This is a genomic window from Streptomyces sp. NPDC097640, assembly GCF_040302705.1.
In the GTDB taxonomy this organism is placed as follows: Bacteria; Actinomycetota; Actinomycetes; order Streptomycetales; family Streptomycetaceae; genus Streptomyces.
Window position 1 is genome coordinate 258,353 of the sequence record NZ_JBEOSB010000010.1, and the last position, 15,169, is coordinate 273,521.

At 72.6% G+C, this 15,169-nt stretch carries 15 protein-coding genes; 11 read left to right on the forward strand and 4 right to left on the reverse strand.

Annotated elements, in window-relative coordinates; genetic code table 11:
- Positions 1-328: 328 nt before the first annotated feature.
- Genes ABTY62_RS18390 through ABTY62_RS18400 form a run of 3 tightly spaced genes read left to right on the forward strand, consistent with a single transcriptional unit; the run spans position 329 to position 3,409 of the window.
- Positions 329-1,300 carry a DUF4328 domain-containing protein gene (locus ABTY62_RS18390; RefSeq protein WP_352130455.1) on the forward strand — a complete coding sequence of 324 codons (972 nt, stop codon included), beginning with the start codon at positions 329-331 and terminating at the stop codon, positions 1,298-1,300.
- Between the two features lie 55 nt (positions 1,301-1,355).
- Positions 1,356-2,021, forward strand: coding sequence for an RNA polymerase sigma factor (locus tag ABTY62_RS18395; protein ID WP_352130533.1), 666 nt, complete (start codon positions 1,356-1,358; stop codon positions 2,019-2,021).
- Positions 2,021-3,409, forward strand: a complete 1,389-nt coding sequence (locus ABTY62_RS18400; RefSeq protein ID WP_352130456.1) for a hypothetical protein — start codon at positions 2,021-2,023, stop codon at positions 3,407-3,409. Before ABTY62_RS18395 ends, ABTY62_RS18400 begins: the two co-directional genes overlap by 1 nt.
- A 173-nt stretch (positions 3,410-3,582) precedes the next feature.
- Here ABTY62_RS18400 and ABTY62_RS18405 read toward each other — a convergent pair whose 3' ends face one another.
- Complete coding sequence (locus tag ABTY62_RS18405; protein ID WP_352130457.1) at positions 3,583-4,467, reverse strand: L,D-transpeptidase family protein; 885 nt, start codon at positions 4,465-4,467, stop codon at positions 3,583-3,585.
- A 198-nt stretch (positions 4,468-4,665) separates the two neighbouring features.
- On the opposite strand from ABTY62_RS18405, the gene ABTY62_RS18410 reads away from it, so the two are divergent.
- The 3 genes from ABTY62_RS18410 to ABTY62_RS18420 all read left to right on the forward strand — a co-directional run bounded on the left by ABTY62_RS18410 (position 4,666) and on the right by ABTY62_RS18420 (position 7,792).
- Positions 4,666-6,255 carry an acyl-CoA mutase large subunit family protein gene (locus tag ABTY62_RS18410; RefSeq protein ID WP_352130458.1) on the forward strand — a complete coding sequence of 530 codons (1,590 nt, stop codon included), beginning with the start codon at positions 4,666-4,668 and terminating at the stop codon, positions 6,253-6,255.
- Between the two features lie 74 nt (positions 6,256-6,329).
- Positions 6,330-6,986, forward strand: coding sequence for a SecDF P1 head subdomain-containing protein (locus ABTY62_RS18415; protein WP_352130459.1), 657 nt, complete (start codon positions 6,330-6,332; stop codon positions 6,984-6,986).
- An 86-nt stretch (positions 6,987-7,072) separates the two neighbouring features.
- Positions 7,073-7,792 carry a GbsR/MarR family transcriptional regulator gene (locus tag ABTY62_RS18420; RefSeq protein WP_352130460.1) on the forward strand — a complete coding sequence of 240 codons (720 nt, stop codon included), beginning with the start codon at positions 7,073-7,075 and terminating at the stop codon, positions 7,790-7,792.
- 226 nt (positions 7,793-8,018) lie between these two features.
- Here ABTY62_RS18420 and ABTY62_RS18425 read toward each other — a convergent pair whose 3' ends face one another.
- The gene (locus tag ABTY62_RS18425; RefSeq protein ID WP_352130461.1) at positions 8,019-8,750 is read right to left on the reverse strand and encodes a B3/B4 domain-containing protein; all 732 of its coding nucleotides are present in this window, start codon (positions 8,748-8,750) and stop codon (positions 8,019-8,021) included.
- 181 nt (positions 8,751-8,931) lie between these two features.
- On the opposite strand from ABTY62_RS18425, the gene ABTY62_RS18430 reads away from it, so the two are divergent.
- Positions 8,932-9,603 (forward strand): alpha/beta hydrolase, encoded by a 672-nt coding sequence (locus ABTY62_RS18430; protein WP_352130462.1) that lies wholly within the window; start codon positions 8,932-8,934, stop codon positions 9,601-9,603.
- Here the strand turns inward: ABTY62_RS18430 and ABTY62_RS18435 are convergent.
- On the reverse strand, positions 9,578-9,718 hold the full coding sequence (locus tag ABTY62_RS18435; protein ID WP_352130463.1) for an SCO1431 family membrane protein: 141 nt from the start codon (positions 9,716-9,718) through the stop codon (positions 9,578-9,580). The two genes, ABTY62_RS18430 and ABTY62_RS18435, sit on opposite strands and share 26 nt — an antisense overlap.
- Positions 9,719-9,877: 159 nt before the next feature.
- On the opposite strand from ABTY62_RS18435, the gene ABTY62_RS18440 reads away from it, so the two are divergent.
- A complete protein-coding gene (locus ABTY62_RS18440) occupies positions 9,878-11,323 on the forward strand; it encodes an amidase (protein WP_352130464.1) in 1,446 nt (481 codons plus the stop codon).
- A gap of 96 nt (positions 11,324-11,419) precedes the next feature.
- On the opposite strand, the gene ABTY62_RS18445 is transcribed toward ABTY62_RS18440, so the two are convergent.
- A complete protein-coding gene (locus tag ABTY62_RS18445) occupies positions 11,420-12,121 on the reverse strand; it encodes a FadR/GntR family transcriptional regulator (RefSeq protein WP_352130465.1) in 702 nt (233 codons plus the stop codon).
- Positions 12,122-12,265: 144 nt separating this feature from the next.
- On the opposite strand from ABTY62_RS18445, the gene ABTY62_RS18450 reads away from it, so the two are divergent.
- The 3 genes from ABTY62_RS18450 to ABTY62_RS18460 all read left to right on the forward strand — a co-directional run bounded on the left by ABTY62_RS18450 (position 12,266) and on the right by ABTY62_RS18460 (position 15,147).
- The gene (locus ABTY62_RS18450) at positions 12,266-12,781 is read left to right on the forward strand and encodes a gluconokinase (protein WP_352130466.1); all 516 of its coding nucleotides are present in this window, start codon (positions 12,266-12,268) and stop codon (positions 12,779-12,781) included.
- Positions 12,782-12,871: 90 nt separating this feature from the next.
- Positions 12,872-14,269 carry a GntP family permease gene (locus tag ABTY62_RS18455; RefSeq protein WP_352130467.1) on the forward strand — a complete coding sequence of 466 codons (1,398 nt, stop codon included), beginning with the start codon at positions 12,872-12,874 and terminating at the stop codon, positions 14,267-14,269.
- Positions 14,270-14,358: 89 nt separating this feature from the next.
- Positions 14,359-15,147 carry an SDR family oxidoreductase gene (locus tag ABTY62_RS18460; protein ID WP_352130468.1) on the forward strand — a complete coding sequence of 263 codons (789 nt, stop codon included), beginning with the start codon at positions 14,359-14,361 and terminating at the stop codon, positions 15,145-15,147.
- Positions 15,148-15,169: the final 22 nt, after the last annotated feature.

A 15,169-nucleotide genomic window follows, 5' to 3' on the forward strand; every position in this document is an offset into this window, starting at 1 on the left:
GCCGCCACCCCCCACAGGAGAGGCCCCGACCGCCGTCCGGTACGGGCCCGCCAAGGACCCGTATTCCCTACAGCGTCGCACGCCTCGATTCCGTCACACCTCCCGAGGACGCGACCGAGCCCCTCCGCGGGCGGGACCGCGGGCGGGACCGGGGGCCCCGGGCCGTGTCCGGTGCCCGGTCCGGCTCTGGACGTGACCGGTCGAATCCCCGTAACGTGCAGGTCCGCGCCGGTGGGCGCGGTGTGTTGTTTATTCCTTGCGTGGCCTGAGACGGGGCCATGTGCCCAGGGGGACTCCAAACATGTATCCGTGTGGGAACTGCCGTGCCGTGGCCGTCGGCCCCGACGGGCGCTGCGCCGCATGCGGGACCTACCAGCAGCAGCTCCAGCAACAGCCGCCGCTGCCCCCGCAGCAGCAGCCCCAGCAGCCTATGCCGCATGTTCCGCCGGGGCAGGGGCCCCTGCCGGCCGCCCCGCCCCTCTCCTATCCGTCCGCCCCGGGCATGGGGATGCCGGCCGGCGGGGTGGATCTGCGGCGCGGGCTGTCGACCGCGCTGGTGGTGCTGTTCGGCGTGACCATCGCCGCGCTGATTCTGGCGTTCGCCGGACGGGCGAGCCAGTACGGCGTGTACTCGGATCTCGTCGACGGGCGGAGCGTGACCGTCGAGGAGGCCAATGACGCCGACGACTTCGCGGCGGTCTCCTTCTACCTCTCCACGGCGGTCATGATCGCGGTCACCGTCGTCTGGCCGATCTGGTTCCGCCGGCTGCGGCTGAACGCCGAGGTCTACGCCCCCGGCCAGCACCGCTTCGGCAGCGGCTGGGCCGCCGGGTCCTGGTTCACCCCGGTCGTCAACCTGTGGTTCCCCAAGCAGATCGCCAATGACATCTGGCGAGCCAGCTCCCCGCAGGGGCCGCACAACGTACGGCGCGGCCTGCTCAACGGGTGGTGGGTGACATGGATCGTCGGAGGGGTGATGTTCCTCGCGGGTCTGGCGCAGTTCGGCTCGGCCAACCGGGAGGCGCGCAAGGCCGGCTTCTTCTCGCTGAACCGGCACATCGACGACATGACGTCGGCGCTCGCCCTGATCATGTTCGCGTATCTCGTCACCATCGCGGCGGCCATCCTCGGGCTGCTGCTCGTCCGCCAGATCACCGCGATGCAGGAGCAGCGCGCGTCCCTTCCGCCCCAGATCGGCGGGGTGGCCCCGTACGGGGCGGCCGTCCCTCCGTACGGAACTCCGCCCTACGGCCCGCCCGGTCCGGTGAACCAGCCGTATCCGCCCCATGGCCACGGCTAGCCTCAACTACGGCATCGCTGGACCTCCGATTCTCCGAGTGGGGCAGGTAGAGGGCGTGCAGGGGGACGACGCGGAACTGACCGTCGCGGTGCGCGCGGCGCAGGACGGAGACGAGACCGCCTTCCGGACCGTGTACCGAGCGGTCCACCCTCGCCTCCTGGGGTATGTGCGAACGCTGGTCGGCGACGGCGACGCGGAGGACATCACCTCCGAGGCATGGCTCCAGATAGCCCGGGACCTGGTCAGGTTCAGCGGCGACGCCGACCGCTTCCGCGGCTGGGCCGCGCGCATAGCCCGCAACCGGGCGCTCGACCACATCCGGATGCGCGGGCGGCGCCCGGCGATCGGAGGCGACGAGACCGAGCTGGAGGGCCGGGCGTCCGACGTGGACACGGCGGACCAGGCGCTGGAGGCGCTCGGCACCGGCCGCGCGCTCGGGCTCGTGGCCCAGCTGCCGCAGGACCAGGCCGAGGCGGTGGTGTTGCGGGTGGTCCTCGGGCTCGACGCCAAGAGCGCGGCCGCGGTGCTCGGCAAGCGCCCCGGCGCGGTGCGCACCGCGGCCCACCGGGGACTGCGGCGCCTGGCCGACCTTCTCGAGGCCGGGAAAGGGTCCGAGCACGGGGTACTGGACGGGGTCCCGCTTCAGCGGGAGTCACGCAGAGGGACCGCGAGGTCCGCTGGTGTGACGGATTCCGGCGCCCCGACGCAGAAGGACATGTGATGGCCGACGACCACCGCTACAGCTGGCTGGATGACGATGCCGCGGAGCGGTTGCTTCGTGGCGAGCCTGCCTGGGTGCGATCCAGCGCTCTCGATCCGGGCGATTCAGGTGATCCGCGCGATCCAGGTGACGCGAGCGGGCTGAGCGAGTCGAGTGAGCCGAGCCGGTCGCGCCAGGCGCGGCGGGAGGCGGAGGCTCTGGCCGCCGTGCTCGGCGCCATGGCCGAGCCGTCCGGCCCGGTCCCGGCGGACGGCACAGCCGACGGCCAGAAGCCCCTTCCGGGCGAGGAGGCCGCGGTGGCCGCGTTCCGCGCGGCGCTGGCCGAGCGGGCCGCGGAGACCGGACGGGCCGGACAGGCCGGGCAGATCGGCCGGGCCGCCCGCGCGGTGCGGGTACGGTTCGGCGCCGACGGCGGCTCGGCGTCCCGCGGGCCGTTCCGGTTGACGAGACCCCCGGCCGGACCGGGCGCGTCGGGCGGATCGGCGCGGCTGCGCCGGCCGCTGCATGCGGGACTGGTCGCCGCGCTGGCCGGCTGTGCGCTCAGCGGATTCGCGGTCGCGACGGCCTCGGGCGTACTGCCGTTCGGCACGCATGACGGCTCGCCGGGTCCCAAGGTGAGCATGTCCGCCAGCGACACCGCCGACGGGGAGTCGGCCGAGCCGAACTTCTCCCCGGGCGGCCGGACGCCCTCCGGAGAGGACGGATCCGCCGACAACGATGCCAGTGACGGCGGCTCGTACGGCTCCGGAGGCTCGCACACCTCACCCGGCCACGGGCAGGGCGCGGACGGCGACGAGGCCGACGAGGACGTCCACGACGACCAGGGCAAGCACGACGACGCCTCGGGGCCGGGCTCGAACGGCGCCGAGGGAGGCGGCTGGTCGCTCACCGTCTGCCGCCAGTACGTGGCGGCGGCGGACGGCGGCGCGGCCGTCGACGACAAGGACCTGCGCAAGCTGGAGAGGGCCGCGGGCGGCGTGACCGCGATCGACGGCTACTGCGCCGAGGTCATCGAGCACGGCGGCGACGACGAGGGCGTCCCGCGCAGCGGCCACGACAACGGCAATGGCGGCGGGGACGACAACGGCCAGGGCGGCGGCAGCGGCGACAACGGCCAGGGCGGCGACTCCGGCGGTTCGGGCGGCTCCGGCGACTCCGGCGGCGACAACAACGGAGCAGACCCGGGAAAAGGGGACGGGGGCACGGGCACTGACGGCGCCCCGCCGCCCCCGGCACCCCCGCCGCCGCCTCCGCCCTCGTCCGACCCGGTGACCCCCGACGCGACGCCGTCCACCGACGGCCCGACCGGGACCCCTGACGGCGAGACCGGGACGTCCGGTGATGCCACCGACGGCGCGGCGGACGACGCCTCCACCCCCGCCCAGTGAGGTTCCGGAATCGGGTGTGACGTTTTTTTCGGCAGTGACGCTGTAAGAAACGGGCCGACTGGTCATCGGCCGAGCGCAGGAGCCGAGGTTCCCCCCGTACCGACGGCTCCGCGCATATGGCGCGGGCAGGGCACGTTCCCCCGGCCCTGCCCGCGCCCTTCTCCTCGACCGGCCTACTTGTAGACCACGACCTTGTCACCCGTCCGGACCTGGTCGAAAAGCCTGGCGATCTTGGCCTTGTCCCGCACGTTGACGCAGCCGTGCGAGGCGCCGCTGTAGCCACGGGCCGCGAAGTCCGCCGAGTAGTGCACCGCCTGGCCGCCGCTGAAGAACATCGCGTACGGCATCGGGGTGTCGTAGATCGTCGAGACGTGGTCCCGGCTCTTGAAGTCGACCTGGAACAGCCCCTCCCGCGTCGGCGTGTACTGCGAGCCGAACCGCACATCCATCGCCGAGACCACCTTGCCGTTGACCATCCAGGCGAGCGTGCGGCTCGTCTTGCTGATGCACAGCACCCGCCCGGTCATACAGCGCGGGTCGGGCTTGGTGAGCGGGTTGGTGGTCGGCGGATACAGCTCGTCGCGGGTGGGCCGCTTGGTGGCGCCGCGCACGGAGTTCCAGGTGCGCAGGTCGAGCGAGCCGGTGGCCGTCAGGCCGTGGGCGCGCTGGTACGCCTGCACCGAGGAGCGCGTGACGGTGCCGAAGTAGCCGGTCGGGTTGCGGTCGAAGAGGCCGAGCCCGCGCAGCCGCGCCTGTAACTCGCGCACCTGCTCGCCGCTCGTGCCGAAGGCGATCACCGCCGGCGGCGGTGGCGGGGCGGTCCGCCGGGGCGGCTCGGCCCGGTGGGTGCGCGGCGCCTTGGGCGACGGCTTCTTCCAGGTCTTGTGCGGCCGCGGCTTCGCCGGTGCCGCGTGGGCGGGCGCACTGCTGCTCGTACGCACCCCCGGTTTCGCGAGCGCGTGCCCGGTGTCGGCCCGCTCCTGCTCCTTGCACCCCGTGACCAGCGCCGCCACCACAGCCGTGGCGAGCGCCGTACGGGCCACCGTTATCCGGTGCATCCTCCCCATCCCCCAGTCCCTGTCCGTGCCCCGGTCCTGTCGCTGTGCAGTTCTGTGCCTGTCGCTCTGTGCTCTGTGCTCGTTCGCAGTTCGCTGTCGCTATCCGTCTTCCATGCTTCCCGGGGCTGCCGCGCGGCGAACATCGGCGCATGCTGTGTGGAGGACCACGGCGACCGGAGCGGCAGGAGGAGCGAACCCATGGCGCGCGATGCGGAGTCGGGATTTCCCGTCGAGCCGGTGTACGGGCCCGGGGAGCCGGCCGGCTGGGACCCGGAGGAGGCGCTGGGCGAGCCGGGCACCTACCCGTACACGCGCGGCGTCTATCCCTCGATGTACACCGGCCGCCCCTGGACGATGCGCCAGTACGCGGGCTTCGGCACCGCCGCCGAGTCCAACGCCCGCTACCGCCGGCTCATCGACCACGGCACGACCGGCCTGTCCGTGGCCTTCGACCTGCCCACCCAGATGGGCTACGACTCCGACGCCCCGCTCGCGCACGGCGAGGTCGGCAAGGTCGGCGTCGCCATCGACTCGGTCGAGGACATGCGGACGCTGTTCGCGGGCATCCCGCTGGACCGGGTCTCGACCTCCATGACCATCAACGCCCCCGCGGCCCTGCTGCTCCTGCTCTACCAACTGGTCGGCGAGGAGCAGGGCGTGGCGGCCCGGAACCTGACCGGCACCATCCAGAACGACGTGCTCAAGGAGTACATCGCCCGCGGCACCTACATCTTCCCGCCGGGCCCCTCGCTGCGCCTGGTCGCGGACGTCTTCAAGTACTGCCGGGCCGAGATCCCCCGCTGGAACACCATCTCCATCTCCGGCTACCACATGGCGGAGGCGGGCGCCTCGCCCGCGCAGGAGATCGCCTTCACCCTGGCCGACGGCGTCGAGTACGTCCGCACGGCCCTCGCCGCGGGCATGGACGTCGACGACTTCGCGCCCCGTCTGTCGTTCTTCTTCGTCGCCCGTACGACGCTCCTGGAGGAGGCCGCCAAGTTCCGGGCGGCGCGCAGGATCTGGGCGCGCATCATGCGCGAGGAGTTCGGTGCCCGCGACCCGAGGTCGCAGATGCTGCGCTTCCACACCCAGACGGCCGGGGTCCAGCTCACCGCCCAGCAGCCCGAGGTGAACCTGGTGCGGGTCGCGGTCCAGGGCCTCGCCGCGCTCCTCGGCGGCACCCAGTCCCTGCACACCAACGCCTTCGACGAGGCCATCGCGCTGCCCACCGACAAGTCCGCCCGCCTCGCGGTGCGCACCCAGCAGGTGCTGGCCCACGAGACGGATGTGACGGCCACGGTCGACCCGCTCGCCGGCTCGTACGCCGTCGAGTCGCTGACGGACGCCGTCGAGGCCGCCGCCCTCGACCTGATGCGGCGGATCGAGGACCTGGGCGGCGCCGTGGCCGCAATCGAACAGGGCTTCCAGAAGGAGCAGATCGAGCGCAACGCCTACCGCATCGCCCAGGAGACGGACGCGGGGGAGCGGGTGGTCGTCGGCGTCAACCGCTTCCGGCTGGAGGAGGAAGAGCCGTACGAGCCGCTGCGCGTGGACCCGGCCATCGAGGAGCGGCAGCGGGACCGCCTGGCGAGGCTGCGCGCCGAGCGCGACCGTACGGCGGTGAGCGGGGCGCTGTCGGCGCTGAAGAAGGCCGCCGAGAGCGAGGCGGGGACGGCGAACGTCCTCTACCCGATGAAGGACGCGCTCGCCGCCCGCGCCACGCTGGGGGAGGTGTGCGACGCGCTGCGGGACGTATGGGGTACGTACGTCCCGGCCAATACCTTCTGACCGGGTCACGGTTTCTGGTCTACTTTCAGGACGACTCCGGGCCAAGGGGCCCGGGGACCACGGGGGGTGGGCCGATGAGGAGCGGATGGGCGCGGGGCGCCGCGGTGGCGGGGCTGCTGCTGGCGGCGTCGACGGTCGCCGGGTGCGACGACGGCGGTGACGGTGGCGACGGTGGCGACGGAGGCGTGTTCGGCCGGCCGACGAGCGGCGCGTCGACGAGCGGCGCGTCGACGGGCGGTGACGGAGGCGGCGGCGCCGCCGTGGGCGGCGTGGTGAGCGGGCCGCCGCTGCTGCTGCTCCCCGTGACGCAGGTGGACCTCGGGCCGTGCCCGAGCGGCGCCACCGACGCGTACACGGACGCGCCGACGGAGCAACCGGAGCAGACGGGCGCGACCGGCCAGGCCGGGCACCCGTGTCTCCACGTCGATCCGGACGCCGGGATGACCGTGCGCCGGACCAAATCGGTGAAGGCGAGCCTCGACCAGCAGTACGGCCAGGGCTTCATCGTGAACATCGACCTCGACAGCGCGGACGCCGCGCGCTTCGGCGAGCTGACGGGCAAGCTCGCGCAGCGGCAGAGCCCGCAGAACCGGATCGCGATGGTGCGCGGCGGCAAGCTGCTGTCCGCCCCGTCCGTCGCCTCGGCCATCACCGGAGGCGAGGTCCAGATCGCCGGGTCGTTCGACCGGGACCAGGCGGAGCAGCTGGCCCGGGACCTCGGCGGCGGCTGAGCCGCACCGCTCGTCGTTTCCGACACCGGAAACGCTACGTTGGGGGGATCAGGGGCCACTACTCAGGATCACCGGGGAGAATCGCGATGCCGGGAGGCAGGCTCACCCAGCAGGAACGCCAGCAGATCGCGCTGGGACTGGCCGACGGCCTCGCTTACGCGGAGATCGCCAGACGCCTCGACCGCCCGACCTCGACCATCACCCGCGAGGTGATGCGCAACGGCGGCCCCACCGCCTACCGCGCCGACCTGGCCCACCGCGCCACCGAACGCCGCGCCCACCGGCGCAGGCCCGCCCCCTCCCGAGGGGCGGAGTCGGTTCCCTCGTCACAGGGACGCGACGCCGAGGCCGTGCGCGAGTACGAGGAGACGCTCACCACCGTCTTCATGCAGTCGGGCACACCCAAGATGATGTCCCGGGTGCTGGCCTGCCTCATCACCAGCGACGGCGGCAGCCTCAGCGCATCCGAGCTCGTCGAGCGACTCCAGGTCAGCCCGGCGTCCATCTCCAAAGCGGTCGCGTTCCTCGAGAGCCAGGGACTCGTCCGCCGGGAGCGCGACGAACGCCGCCGCGAGCGTTACATCGTCGACGACGACATCTGGTACGAATCGATGATGGCCAGCGCCCGGTCCACCGCCCAGGTCGGCGAGATCGCACGGCAGGGCGTCGGCATCTTCGGCCAGGGCACCCAGGCCGGCACCCGCCTCGAGAACATCTCCCGCTACCTCGACTTCATCAGCGAGGCCATCACCCGCGCCGCCGAACAGGCCCGCGAAGTCCTCCACACCAAACCCGAGGCGACCTAGGCCCTGTCCGGCGGCCACGCGGCGGAGCCGCACATCGATGCTGTTCCCCGCCCCGCCCCTTCCCGCGGTGTCGGTGTGCGGCTCCGCCGCGTGGCAGGGGCTTCGCCCCTGGACTCCGGGTCTGGGGCGGAGCCCCCCACGCGGCGGAGCCGCATATCGGCAGGGGTCGGGAAGGGGCGGGGTGGGGGACGAGCCCGCCGCAGGCGTCAAGACCCGCCGGACGCCCCTAGCCCGTGACCGTCTGCCGTGCGGCCGTGACCAGGCGGGAGTGGATCCGGACGCCCGGGGAGCACTCCGTCAGGGCCGCGGCGAGCGCGTCGCCGGCGGCGGTCAGGGCGGCGTCGTCCATGGGGCCGAGGGCGTCGAGGACGAACATGGCGCGGGTGGTGGCGTGGGTCAGCCGGGTGCGGGTGCACTGGCGCCAGTTCCAGCGGCGGCAGGTGACCCCCGCGTCGTCGCGCCAGACCACCTCGCCGGGCGCGGGGTGCTCCACGACCGCCTCGCCGCCGGCCGTGGTCTCGAAGGTCTCGTCACCCTCCGCGCGGACCAGGCGCGCCGGGCCGGCGTAGTGGTCGAGGTCCTCGCCGCCGAGCGGCAGGACATGGGCGACGGAGATCGCGTTGTAGATGTCGGTGAGCCGGTCCACGCGGGGCAGCCCGGCCGCCACCCGCCGCAGCAGCGCCTCCGCGCTGGGCCGCGTGCGCTGCGGCTTCGCCCCGAAGGCGCGGAACGCCTCGCGCCACGCGGCGACGTGCGGGAGCTCCTCCACGGCCCCGTCGCCCAGCAGCTCGCGCGCCGTGGACTCCGCCGCCGCGAGCATGCCCTCGCTGAAGCCGTCGCTGGGGCCGGGGCGCAGCCCCTCGGCGGTGAGGAGGAGCGCGCGGTAGTCGGGGCGCAGCGCGAGGACGGCGGGGTCGATGGCGGCTGAGTCGAGCCATTCGGCTGCGTCGAGTGTCACGGTTCTCCCTATGGATCTGCGGGCTCCGCAGTCCAATATGCCATACATCGGAGTGCAGCCCAGTGGGCGGAAGAGGTGGCTGCGGGGACTCGCGTCCCGGGGCAAGGTGGACTCAGCTCCACCCGAGGACGGCGGGCTCCCCACATGGTGTCGGCCGGCCCGGCGCGGAATCCTCTGACACATGACGACATACAGCATCGGCACCATCGGCCGTAGGCCGCACCGCAGTGAACTGCGCAGTGGACTGCCGGCCGGCCGGTACCCCGTCGGCGCGATCTTCCTGCACCTGGTCGACCGCGACCGGTGCGACGCCTGGGCGCCGTCCAGGCCGTACCGCGAGCTGATGGTCGGCGTCCGCTACCCGGCCCGCGAGGTGGAGGGGTACGAGCGGGTCCCGGGGAGCTTCGCACACGAGGACGCCCCGCCCGTGCTGGACCCGGTCGGCCCGCGCCCCGTGGTGCTCTACTCGCCCGGCGTCGGCGAGGCGCGTGTGCCGGGCACGCCGCTCGTGGACGAGCTGGCCTCGCACGGCTATGTCGTCGTGTTCATCGACCACGCCGACGACGCGCCGGCGGCCAAGTTCCCGCACGACCGGGTGGCGGACGTCCGGTTCGTGCTCGACCAGCTCGCCTCGCTCGCCCCCGGGCTCCTGGACCTGTCCAGGATCGGGCTGTGCGGCCGGTCCGAGGGCCGTCTCGCGGACCTGGGGAGCCTGCACGACGACCCGAGGATCAAGGCGGTCGCCGATCTGGACGGAGACGGGGCCGCGGCTCGCCTTGCAACGTTCTTCGACCGCCGGCTGCTCGGCCGGGAGGAGGTTCCCGCGGCTACAGCAGCCCGAGCTGGACGGTGAGCATCGCGATGACGACCGTCAGCACCCAGCCGAGGACGGACTCGAGCCGCCCGTCCTCGGAGGGTCCGCCGGTCCGGTGTCGGAATCGCACGCGGCGTGCCGCGATGTCGGTCATGCGGGTGTCCTTCTCACTCGGCGATGATCGGCATGAGGCAGCCGTCACCCCGCCCAGGGTGCGCACACGCGTCCCGTGAGGTAAAGCGGGAGTGGCCGAACTCACGTGCACCGGTCCCCGCCCCACGGGCACGGGCGAAGCGAGTCGAGGAGGTCCGCCGTGACCAGCGTCATTCCCCAAGGCTTGAGTGAACAGGTCCGTGCGTTGGCCGGCGGTGAGGTGTCGTCCCGCGCACTGGTCGAGCGGGCGCTGGACCGTATCGCCGAAACGCAGGGCACGCTCAACGCCTTCCGGCGGGTACGGGCCGAGGCGGCGCTCCGCGAGGCCGACGAGGCCGACCGGCTGCTGGCGGCCGGGCGGCGGCTGCCGCTGCTGGGGGTGCCGATCGCGGTCAAGGACGACGCGGATGTGGCGGGCGAGCCGACCGCCTTCGGGTGCCGCGGGGAGTTCCCGCCCAAGACCGAGGACTGCGAGGCGGTGCGGCGGCTGCGGGCGGCCGGGGCGGTCGTCGTGGGCAAGACCAACACGCCCGAGCTGGGGCAGTGGCCCTTCACGGAGGGGCCCGCCTTCGGCCTGACGCGCAACCCGTGGAACCTGGGCCACACCCCGGGCGGTTCCTCCGGCGGATCCGCGGCCGCGGTCGCCGCGGGACTGGTGCCCGCCGCGCTCGGCTCGGACGGGGCGGGCTCGGTCCGTATCCCGGCCGCCTGGACCCATCTGATCGGCGTCAAGCCGCAGCGCGGCCGGATCTCCACCTGGCCGGAGGCCGAGGCGTTCAACGGCATCACCTGCTACGGGCCCCTCGCCCGCACGGTCGAGGACGCCGCCCTGATGCTGTACGCGGCGACCGGCAGCCACCCGGGCGATCTGCACCAGCCGCCGCCGGTGGACGTGCTGTCCGCGGTGCGCCGCGACCCGGGGCGGCTGCGCGTCGCGCTCGCCCTGAAACCCCCGTTCACCGGCACGCACAAGCATCTCGACCCGGTCGTCCGGGCCGCCGTCCTGCGGCTCGCCGAGCGGCTGGCGGCCCTGGGCCACGAGGTCGTGGAGGCCGAGCCGCGCTACGGGGTCGGGGTCGGCCTGTCCTTTCTGCCGCGGGCCATGGCGGGGCTGTGGGAGTGGTCCTCGCACGTCCCGGACCGGGCCCTGCTCGACGTACGCACCCTCACCGCCGTCCGGCACGGCAGGCTGCTGGGCGGCAGGCCGCTGCGCCTGGCCCGGGCGGCCGAGGAGCCGCTGCGGCGCCGGGTCGGGGAGCTGTTCTCGCGCGACGGCCACGGCTTCGACGTGGCGCTCTCCCCGACGACCGCGACGCCACCGCTGCGGATCGGGGCCCTGACCGAACTGAACTCCTGGCACACCGACCGGGCGACGATCGCGGCCTGCCCGTACGCCTGGCCGTGGAACGTCCTGGGGTGGCCGGCCGTGAACGTACCGGCCGGCTTCGCCGACGAGGACGGGACGCTGCCGGTGGGCGCGCAGCTGCTGGGCCCCGCCAACAGCGAGCCGCTGCTGATCTCGCTCGCCGCGCAGCTGGAGGCGGATCAGCGGTGGTACGAGCGGTGGCCGGGCGGGGTGCGGGCGGGGGCCGCCGGGCTGGGCTGACGGCGCCCGTATGCCCGTGCCGCCTCGCGCCCGTACCGCCTCGCGCTTTCACGGCTTCACAGCGTCATGGCGTCACGATGTCACGGCGTCACGGCGTCACGGCGCCAGGATGTCCAGCTCCCGCAGCGCGCCGACCGTGATCTCCCGGGTGCACGCCTCCGCCTGCACCGCGTCCCGCGCCCGGATGGCCTCGGCGACCCGGACGTGCAGCGTGACCGCGTCCGGGTCCGGGTCGCTGAACATCACCTGGTGCTGGGTGCGCCCCGTCAGCACCTCCGCGACCACGTCGCCGAGCCGCGCGAACATCTCGTTGCCCGAGGCCTTGAGGATCACCCGGTGGAACGCGATGTCGTGGACCAGATAGGCCGCCAGCTGCTGGCCGCGTGAGGTGGCCACCATGTTGAGGGCGTGTTCGGTGATCTCGGCGCACTGCTGGGGCGTGGCGTGCTCGGCGGCCAGCGCGGCCGCGGCCGGTTCGATCGCCGAGCGCAGCGCGGTCAGCGAGCGCAGCTGGCGCGGCCGGTCGGAGCCGGCCAGCCGCCAGCGGATGACCTGCGGGTCGAAGACGTCCCACTCCTCGGTCGGGCGCACCGTGACCCCCACCCGGCGGCGGGACTCCACGAGGTGCATGGACTCCAGCACGCGCACGGCCTCGCGCACGACGGTCCGGGAGACGTCGAAGCGCTCCTCCAGCTCGTCCGTCCGCAGAACGGTGCCGGGCGGGTATTCCCCTGCTGTGATCGCGGGCCCGAGGGATGCCAGCACGCGTGCGTGCAGTCCACGCCCCTGGTTGTCCATGGGCTCACCTTACGTGCCGAGTCGCATCTCAAATAAGTATGACTTTTAGGTCACGAACTCTTGAATACGTCGTACCTGTGGGGTTGAGTGTGCCGCGGCGTCGAGGTCGATGAAGACGGCGCCGGAGAAGACAGCGAGGTATCCATGCAGACCCCCCAGGTTGTCGTCGTCATGGGAGTGTCCGGCACGGGCAAGACCACGGTCGGCGAGCGGCTGGCGGCCGAGCTCGGCGTTCCGTACGCCGAGGCCGACGCCTTCCACCCGCCGGCCAACATCGCCAAGATGTCGGCCGGTGTCCCGCTCGACGATGACGACCGGTGGCCGTGGCTGGACGCCATCGGCGAGTGGGCGCACGAACACACCGCGGGTGGCGGGGTGGTCAGCTGCTCCGCGCTCAAGCGCTCCTACCGCGACCGGCTCCGTGCCGCCGCCCCCGATGTCTTCTTCCTCCATCTCACCGGTGACCGCGATCAGATAGCCGCGCGGATGGAGGCCCGCAAGGGCCACTTCTTCACCAGCAAGATGCTCGACTCACAGTTGGCCACCCTCGAACCGCTGCAACCGGACGAGAACGGCGTCGCGGTGGACATCACCCCGGAGCCCGAGACCGTCACGGAGCGCGCCGTCGCCGCACTGCGGCGGCTCGAAGTCCAGCGGTAGCGCCCGTCCCCCTTTTCCGTCCCCGGGTCATATCCGGCGTACCCGGATAAACAAACGTACGGCCAAGACACGCACGCAAAGGAAACCTCCGTGACCAGTCTCAGCGTCGAGATGCTGGCAGCGGATCCCGTCGACCCCATCACGTCGGCCGGTCACGCCCAGCTGGGAATTGCCGTCCTCGTCGGCATCGCCGTCATCGTCCTGCTCATCACCAAGTTCAAGCTGCACGCCTTTCTGTCGCTGACCATCGGCTCGCTGGCCCTCGGCGCCGTCGCGGGTGCGCCGCTGGACAAGGCGATCGCCAGCTTCACGACCGGGCTCGGCAGCACGGTCGCGGGCGTCGGCGTGCTGATCGCGCTCGGCTCCATACTCGGCAAGCTCCTCGCGGACTCCGGAGGAGCGGACGAGATCGTCGACACGATCCTCGCCAAGGCGAGCAACCGCACCATGCCGTGGGCGATGGCGCTGATCGCGGGCATCATCGGGCTGCCGCTCTTCTTCGAGGTCGGCATGGTGCTGCTGATCCCGGTCGTGCTGCTGGTCGCCAAGCGCGGCAACTACTCGCTGATGCGCATCGGTATCCCGGCCCTCGCCGGCCTGTCCGTCATGCACGGCCTGGTGCCGCCGCACCCCGGCCCGCTCGCCGCGATCGACGCGGTCAAGGCCAACCTGGGCGTCACCCTGGCGCTGGGCGTGCTGATCGCGCTGCCCACCGTCGTGATCGCCGGACCGCTCTTCGCGCGTGTCGCCGCCCGCTGGGTGGATGTCACCCCGCCCGACCGGCTGATCCCGGCCCGCCCCTCGGAGGAGCTGAAGCGCCGCCCCGGCTTCGGGATCACCGTGGCCACGGTGCTGCTGCCCGTGGTCCTGATGCTCGGCAAGGCGCTCGTCGACATCGTCGTGGACGACCCGACCAATGGCGTCCAGCGGGTCGCGGACGTCGTCGGCTCGCCGCTGATCGCGCTGCTCGCCGCCGTCATCGTCGGGATGTTCACGCTCGGCCGGGCGGCCGGCTTCACCAAGGACCGGCTGACGTCCACGGTCGAGACCTCGCTCGCCCCCATCGCCTCCATCCTGCTGATCGTCGGCGCGGGCGGCGGCTTCAAGGCGACGCTGGTCGACATCGGCGTCGGTCAGATGATCATGGACGTCTCCAAGGACTGGAACGTCTCCGCGCTGCTGCTCGGCTGGCTGATCGCGGTCGGCATCCGGCTGGCGACCGGCTCGGCGACCGTGGCCACGATCTCCGCCGCCGGTCTGATGGGCCCGCTCGCGGCCGATATGAGCACCACGCACACCGCGCTGCTCGTGCTCGCCATCGGCGCCGGGTCGCTGTTCTTCAGCCATGTCAACGACGCCGGGTTCTGGCTGGTCAAGGAGTACTTCGGGATGAGCGTCGGGCAGACCGTGCGGACCTGGTCGGTGATGGAGACCATCATCTCCGTCGTCTCGCTCGGCTTCGTCATGCTGCTCTCACTGGTCATCTAGCGACCTGGTCATCCAGCGCGACCTGGTCATCCAGTGACCTGGCCGTCCAACGATCCGGCCATCCAGCGATCTTGGGGGAACACACACCCATGACGGCACATCCGCTCTTCGACATCGCGGGCCGCACCGCCCTCGTCACCGGCTCCAGCCGGGGCATCGGCCACGCCCTCGCCCGGGGCCTGCTGGAGGCGGGCTGCACGGTGGTGCTCAACGGCCGTGACTCGGAACGCCTCAAGGCCGCGGCGGCCGAACTCGCGGATTCCGTGGAGGCGACGGGGAACACCGCCGCCGTCCACACCGCCGCCTTCGACGTCACCGACGGACCCTCCGTCGTCGCCGGGATCGCCGAGGTGGAGGAGCGGGTCGGCCCGCTCGACATCCTGGTCAACAACGCGGGCATGCAGAACCGCGCCCCGCTGCTGGAGTTCACCGACGCCGACTGGCACCAGATCCTGGACACCAACCTCACCAGCGCGTTCCTGGTCGGCCGCGAGGCCGCCCGGCGGATGACCGAGCGCGGACACGGAAAGATCGTCAACGTCTGCTCGCTCCAGAGCGAGGTGGTGCGCCCCGGCATCGCCCCCTACGCGGCGACCAAGGGCGCGCTGAAGATGCTCACCAAGGGCATGTGCGCCGACTGGGGTCCGTACGGAATCCAGGTCAACGGGCTGGGCCCCGGCTATATCGAGACGGAGCTGACCCGGCCGCTCGTCGAGGACGAGAAGTTCAGCGCCTGGGTGCGCGGCCGGACCCCGGCGGGCCGCTGGGGGCGGACCGAGGACCTGGTCGGCGGGCTGCTGTATCTCGCGTCCCCCGCGGCGGACTTCGTCAGCGGACAGATCCTTTACATAGACGGCGGCATGACGAGCGTGCTCTGAGCACGGAGAGGTATGGGTGGAG

Excerpts from the sequence above, each read along its gene's own strand:
- ABTY62_RS18400 (WP_352130456.1), top strand. The coding sequence starts at position 2,021 with ATGGCCGACGACCACCGCTACAGCTGGCTGGATGACGATGCCGCGGAG.
- ABTY62_RS18405 (WP_352130457.1), bottom strand. The coding sequence starts at position 4,467 with ATGCACCGGATAACGGTGGCCCGTACGGCGCTCGCCACGGCTGTGGTG.
- ABTY62_RS18410 (WP_352130458.1), top strand. The coding sequence starts at position 4,666 with ATGGCGCGCGATGCGGAGTCGGGATTTCCCGTCGAGCCGGTGTACGGG.
- ABTY62_RS18415 (WP_352130459.1), top strand. The coding sequence starts at position 6,330 with ATGAGGAGCGGATGGGCGCGGGGCGCCGCGGTGGCGGGGCTGCTGCTG.
- ABTY62_RS18420 (WP_352130460.1), top strand. The coding sequence starts at position 7,073 with ATGCCGGGAGGCAGGCTCACCCAGCAGGAACGCCAGCAGATCGCGCTG.
- ABTY62_RS18430 (WP_352130462.1), top strand. The coding sequence starts at position 8,932 with ATGACGACATACAGCATCGGCACCATCGGCCGTAGGCCGCACCGCAGT.
- ABTY62_RS18435 (WP_352130463.1), bottom strand. The coding sequence starts at position 9,718 with ATGACCGACATCGCGGCACGCCGCGTGCGATTCCGACACCGGACCGGC.
- ABTY62_RS18445 (WP_352130465.1), bottom strand. The coding sequence starts at position 12,121 with ATGGACAACCAGGGGCGTGGACTGCACGCACGCGTGCTGGCATCCCTC.
- ABTY62_RS18450 (WP_352130466.1), top strand. The coding sequence starts at position 12,266 with ATGCAGACCCCCCAGGTTGTCGTCGTCATGGGAGTGTCCGGCACGGGC.
- ABTY62_RS18460 (WP_352130468.1), top strand. The coding sequence starts at position 14,359 with ATGACGGCACATCCGCTCTTCGACATCGCGGGCCGCACCGCCCTCGTC.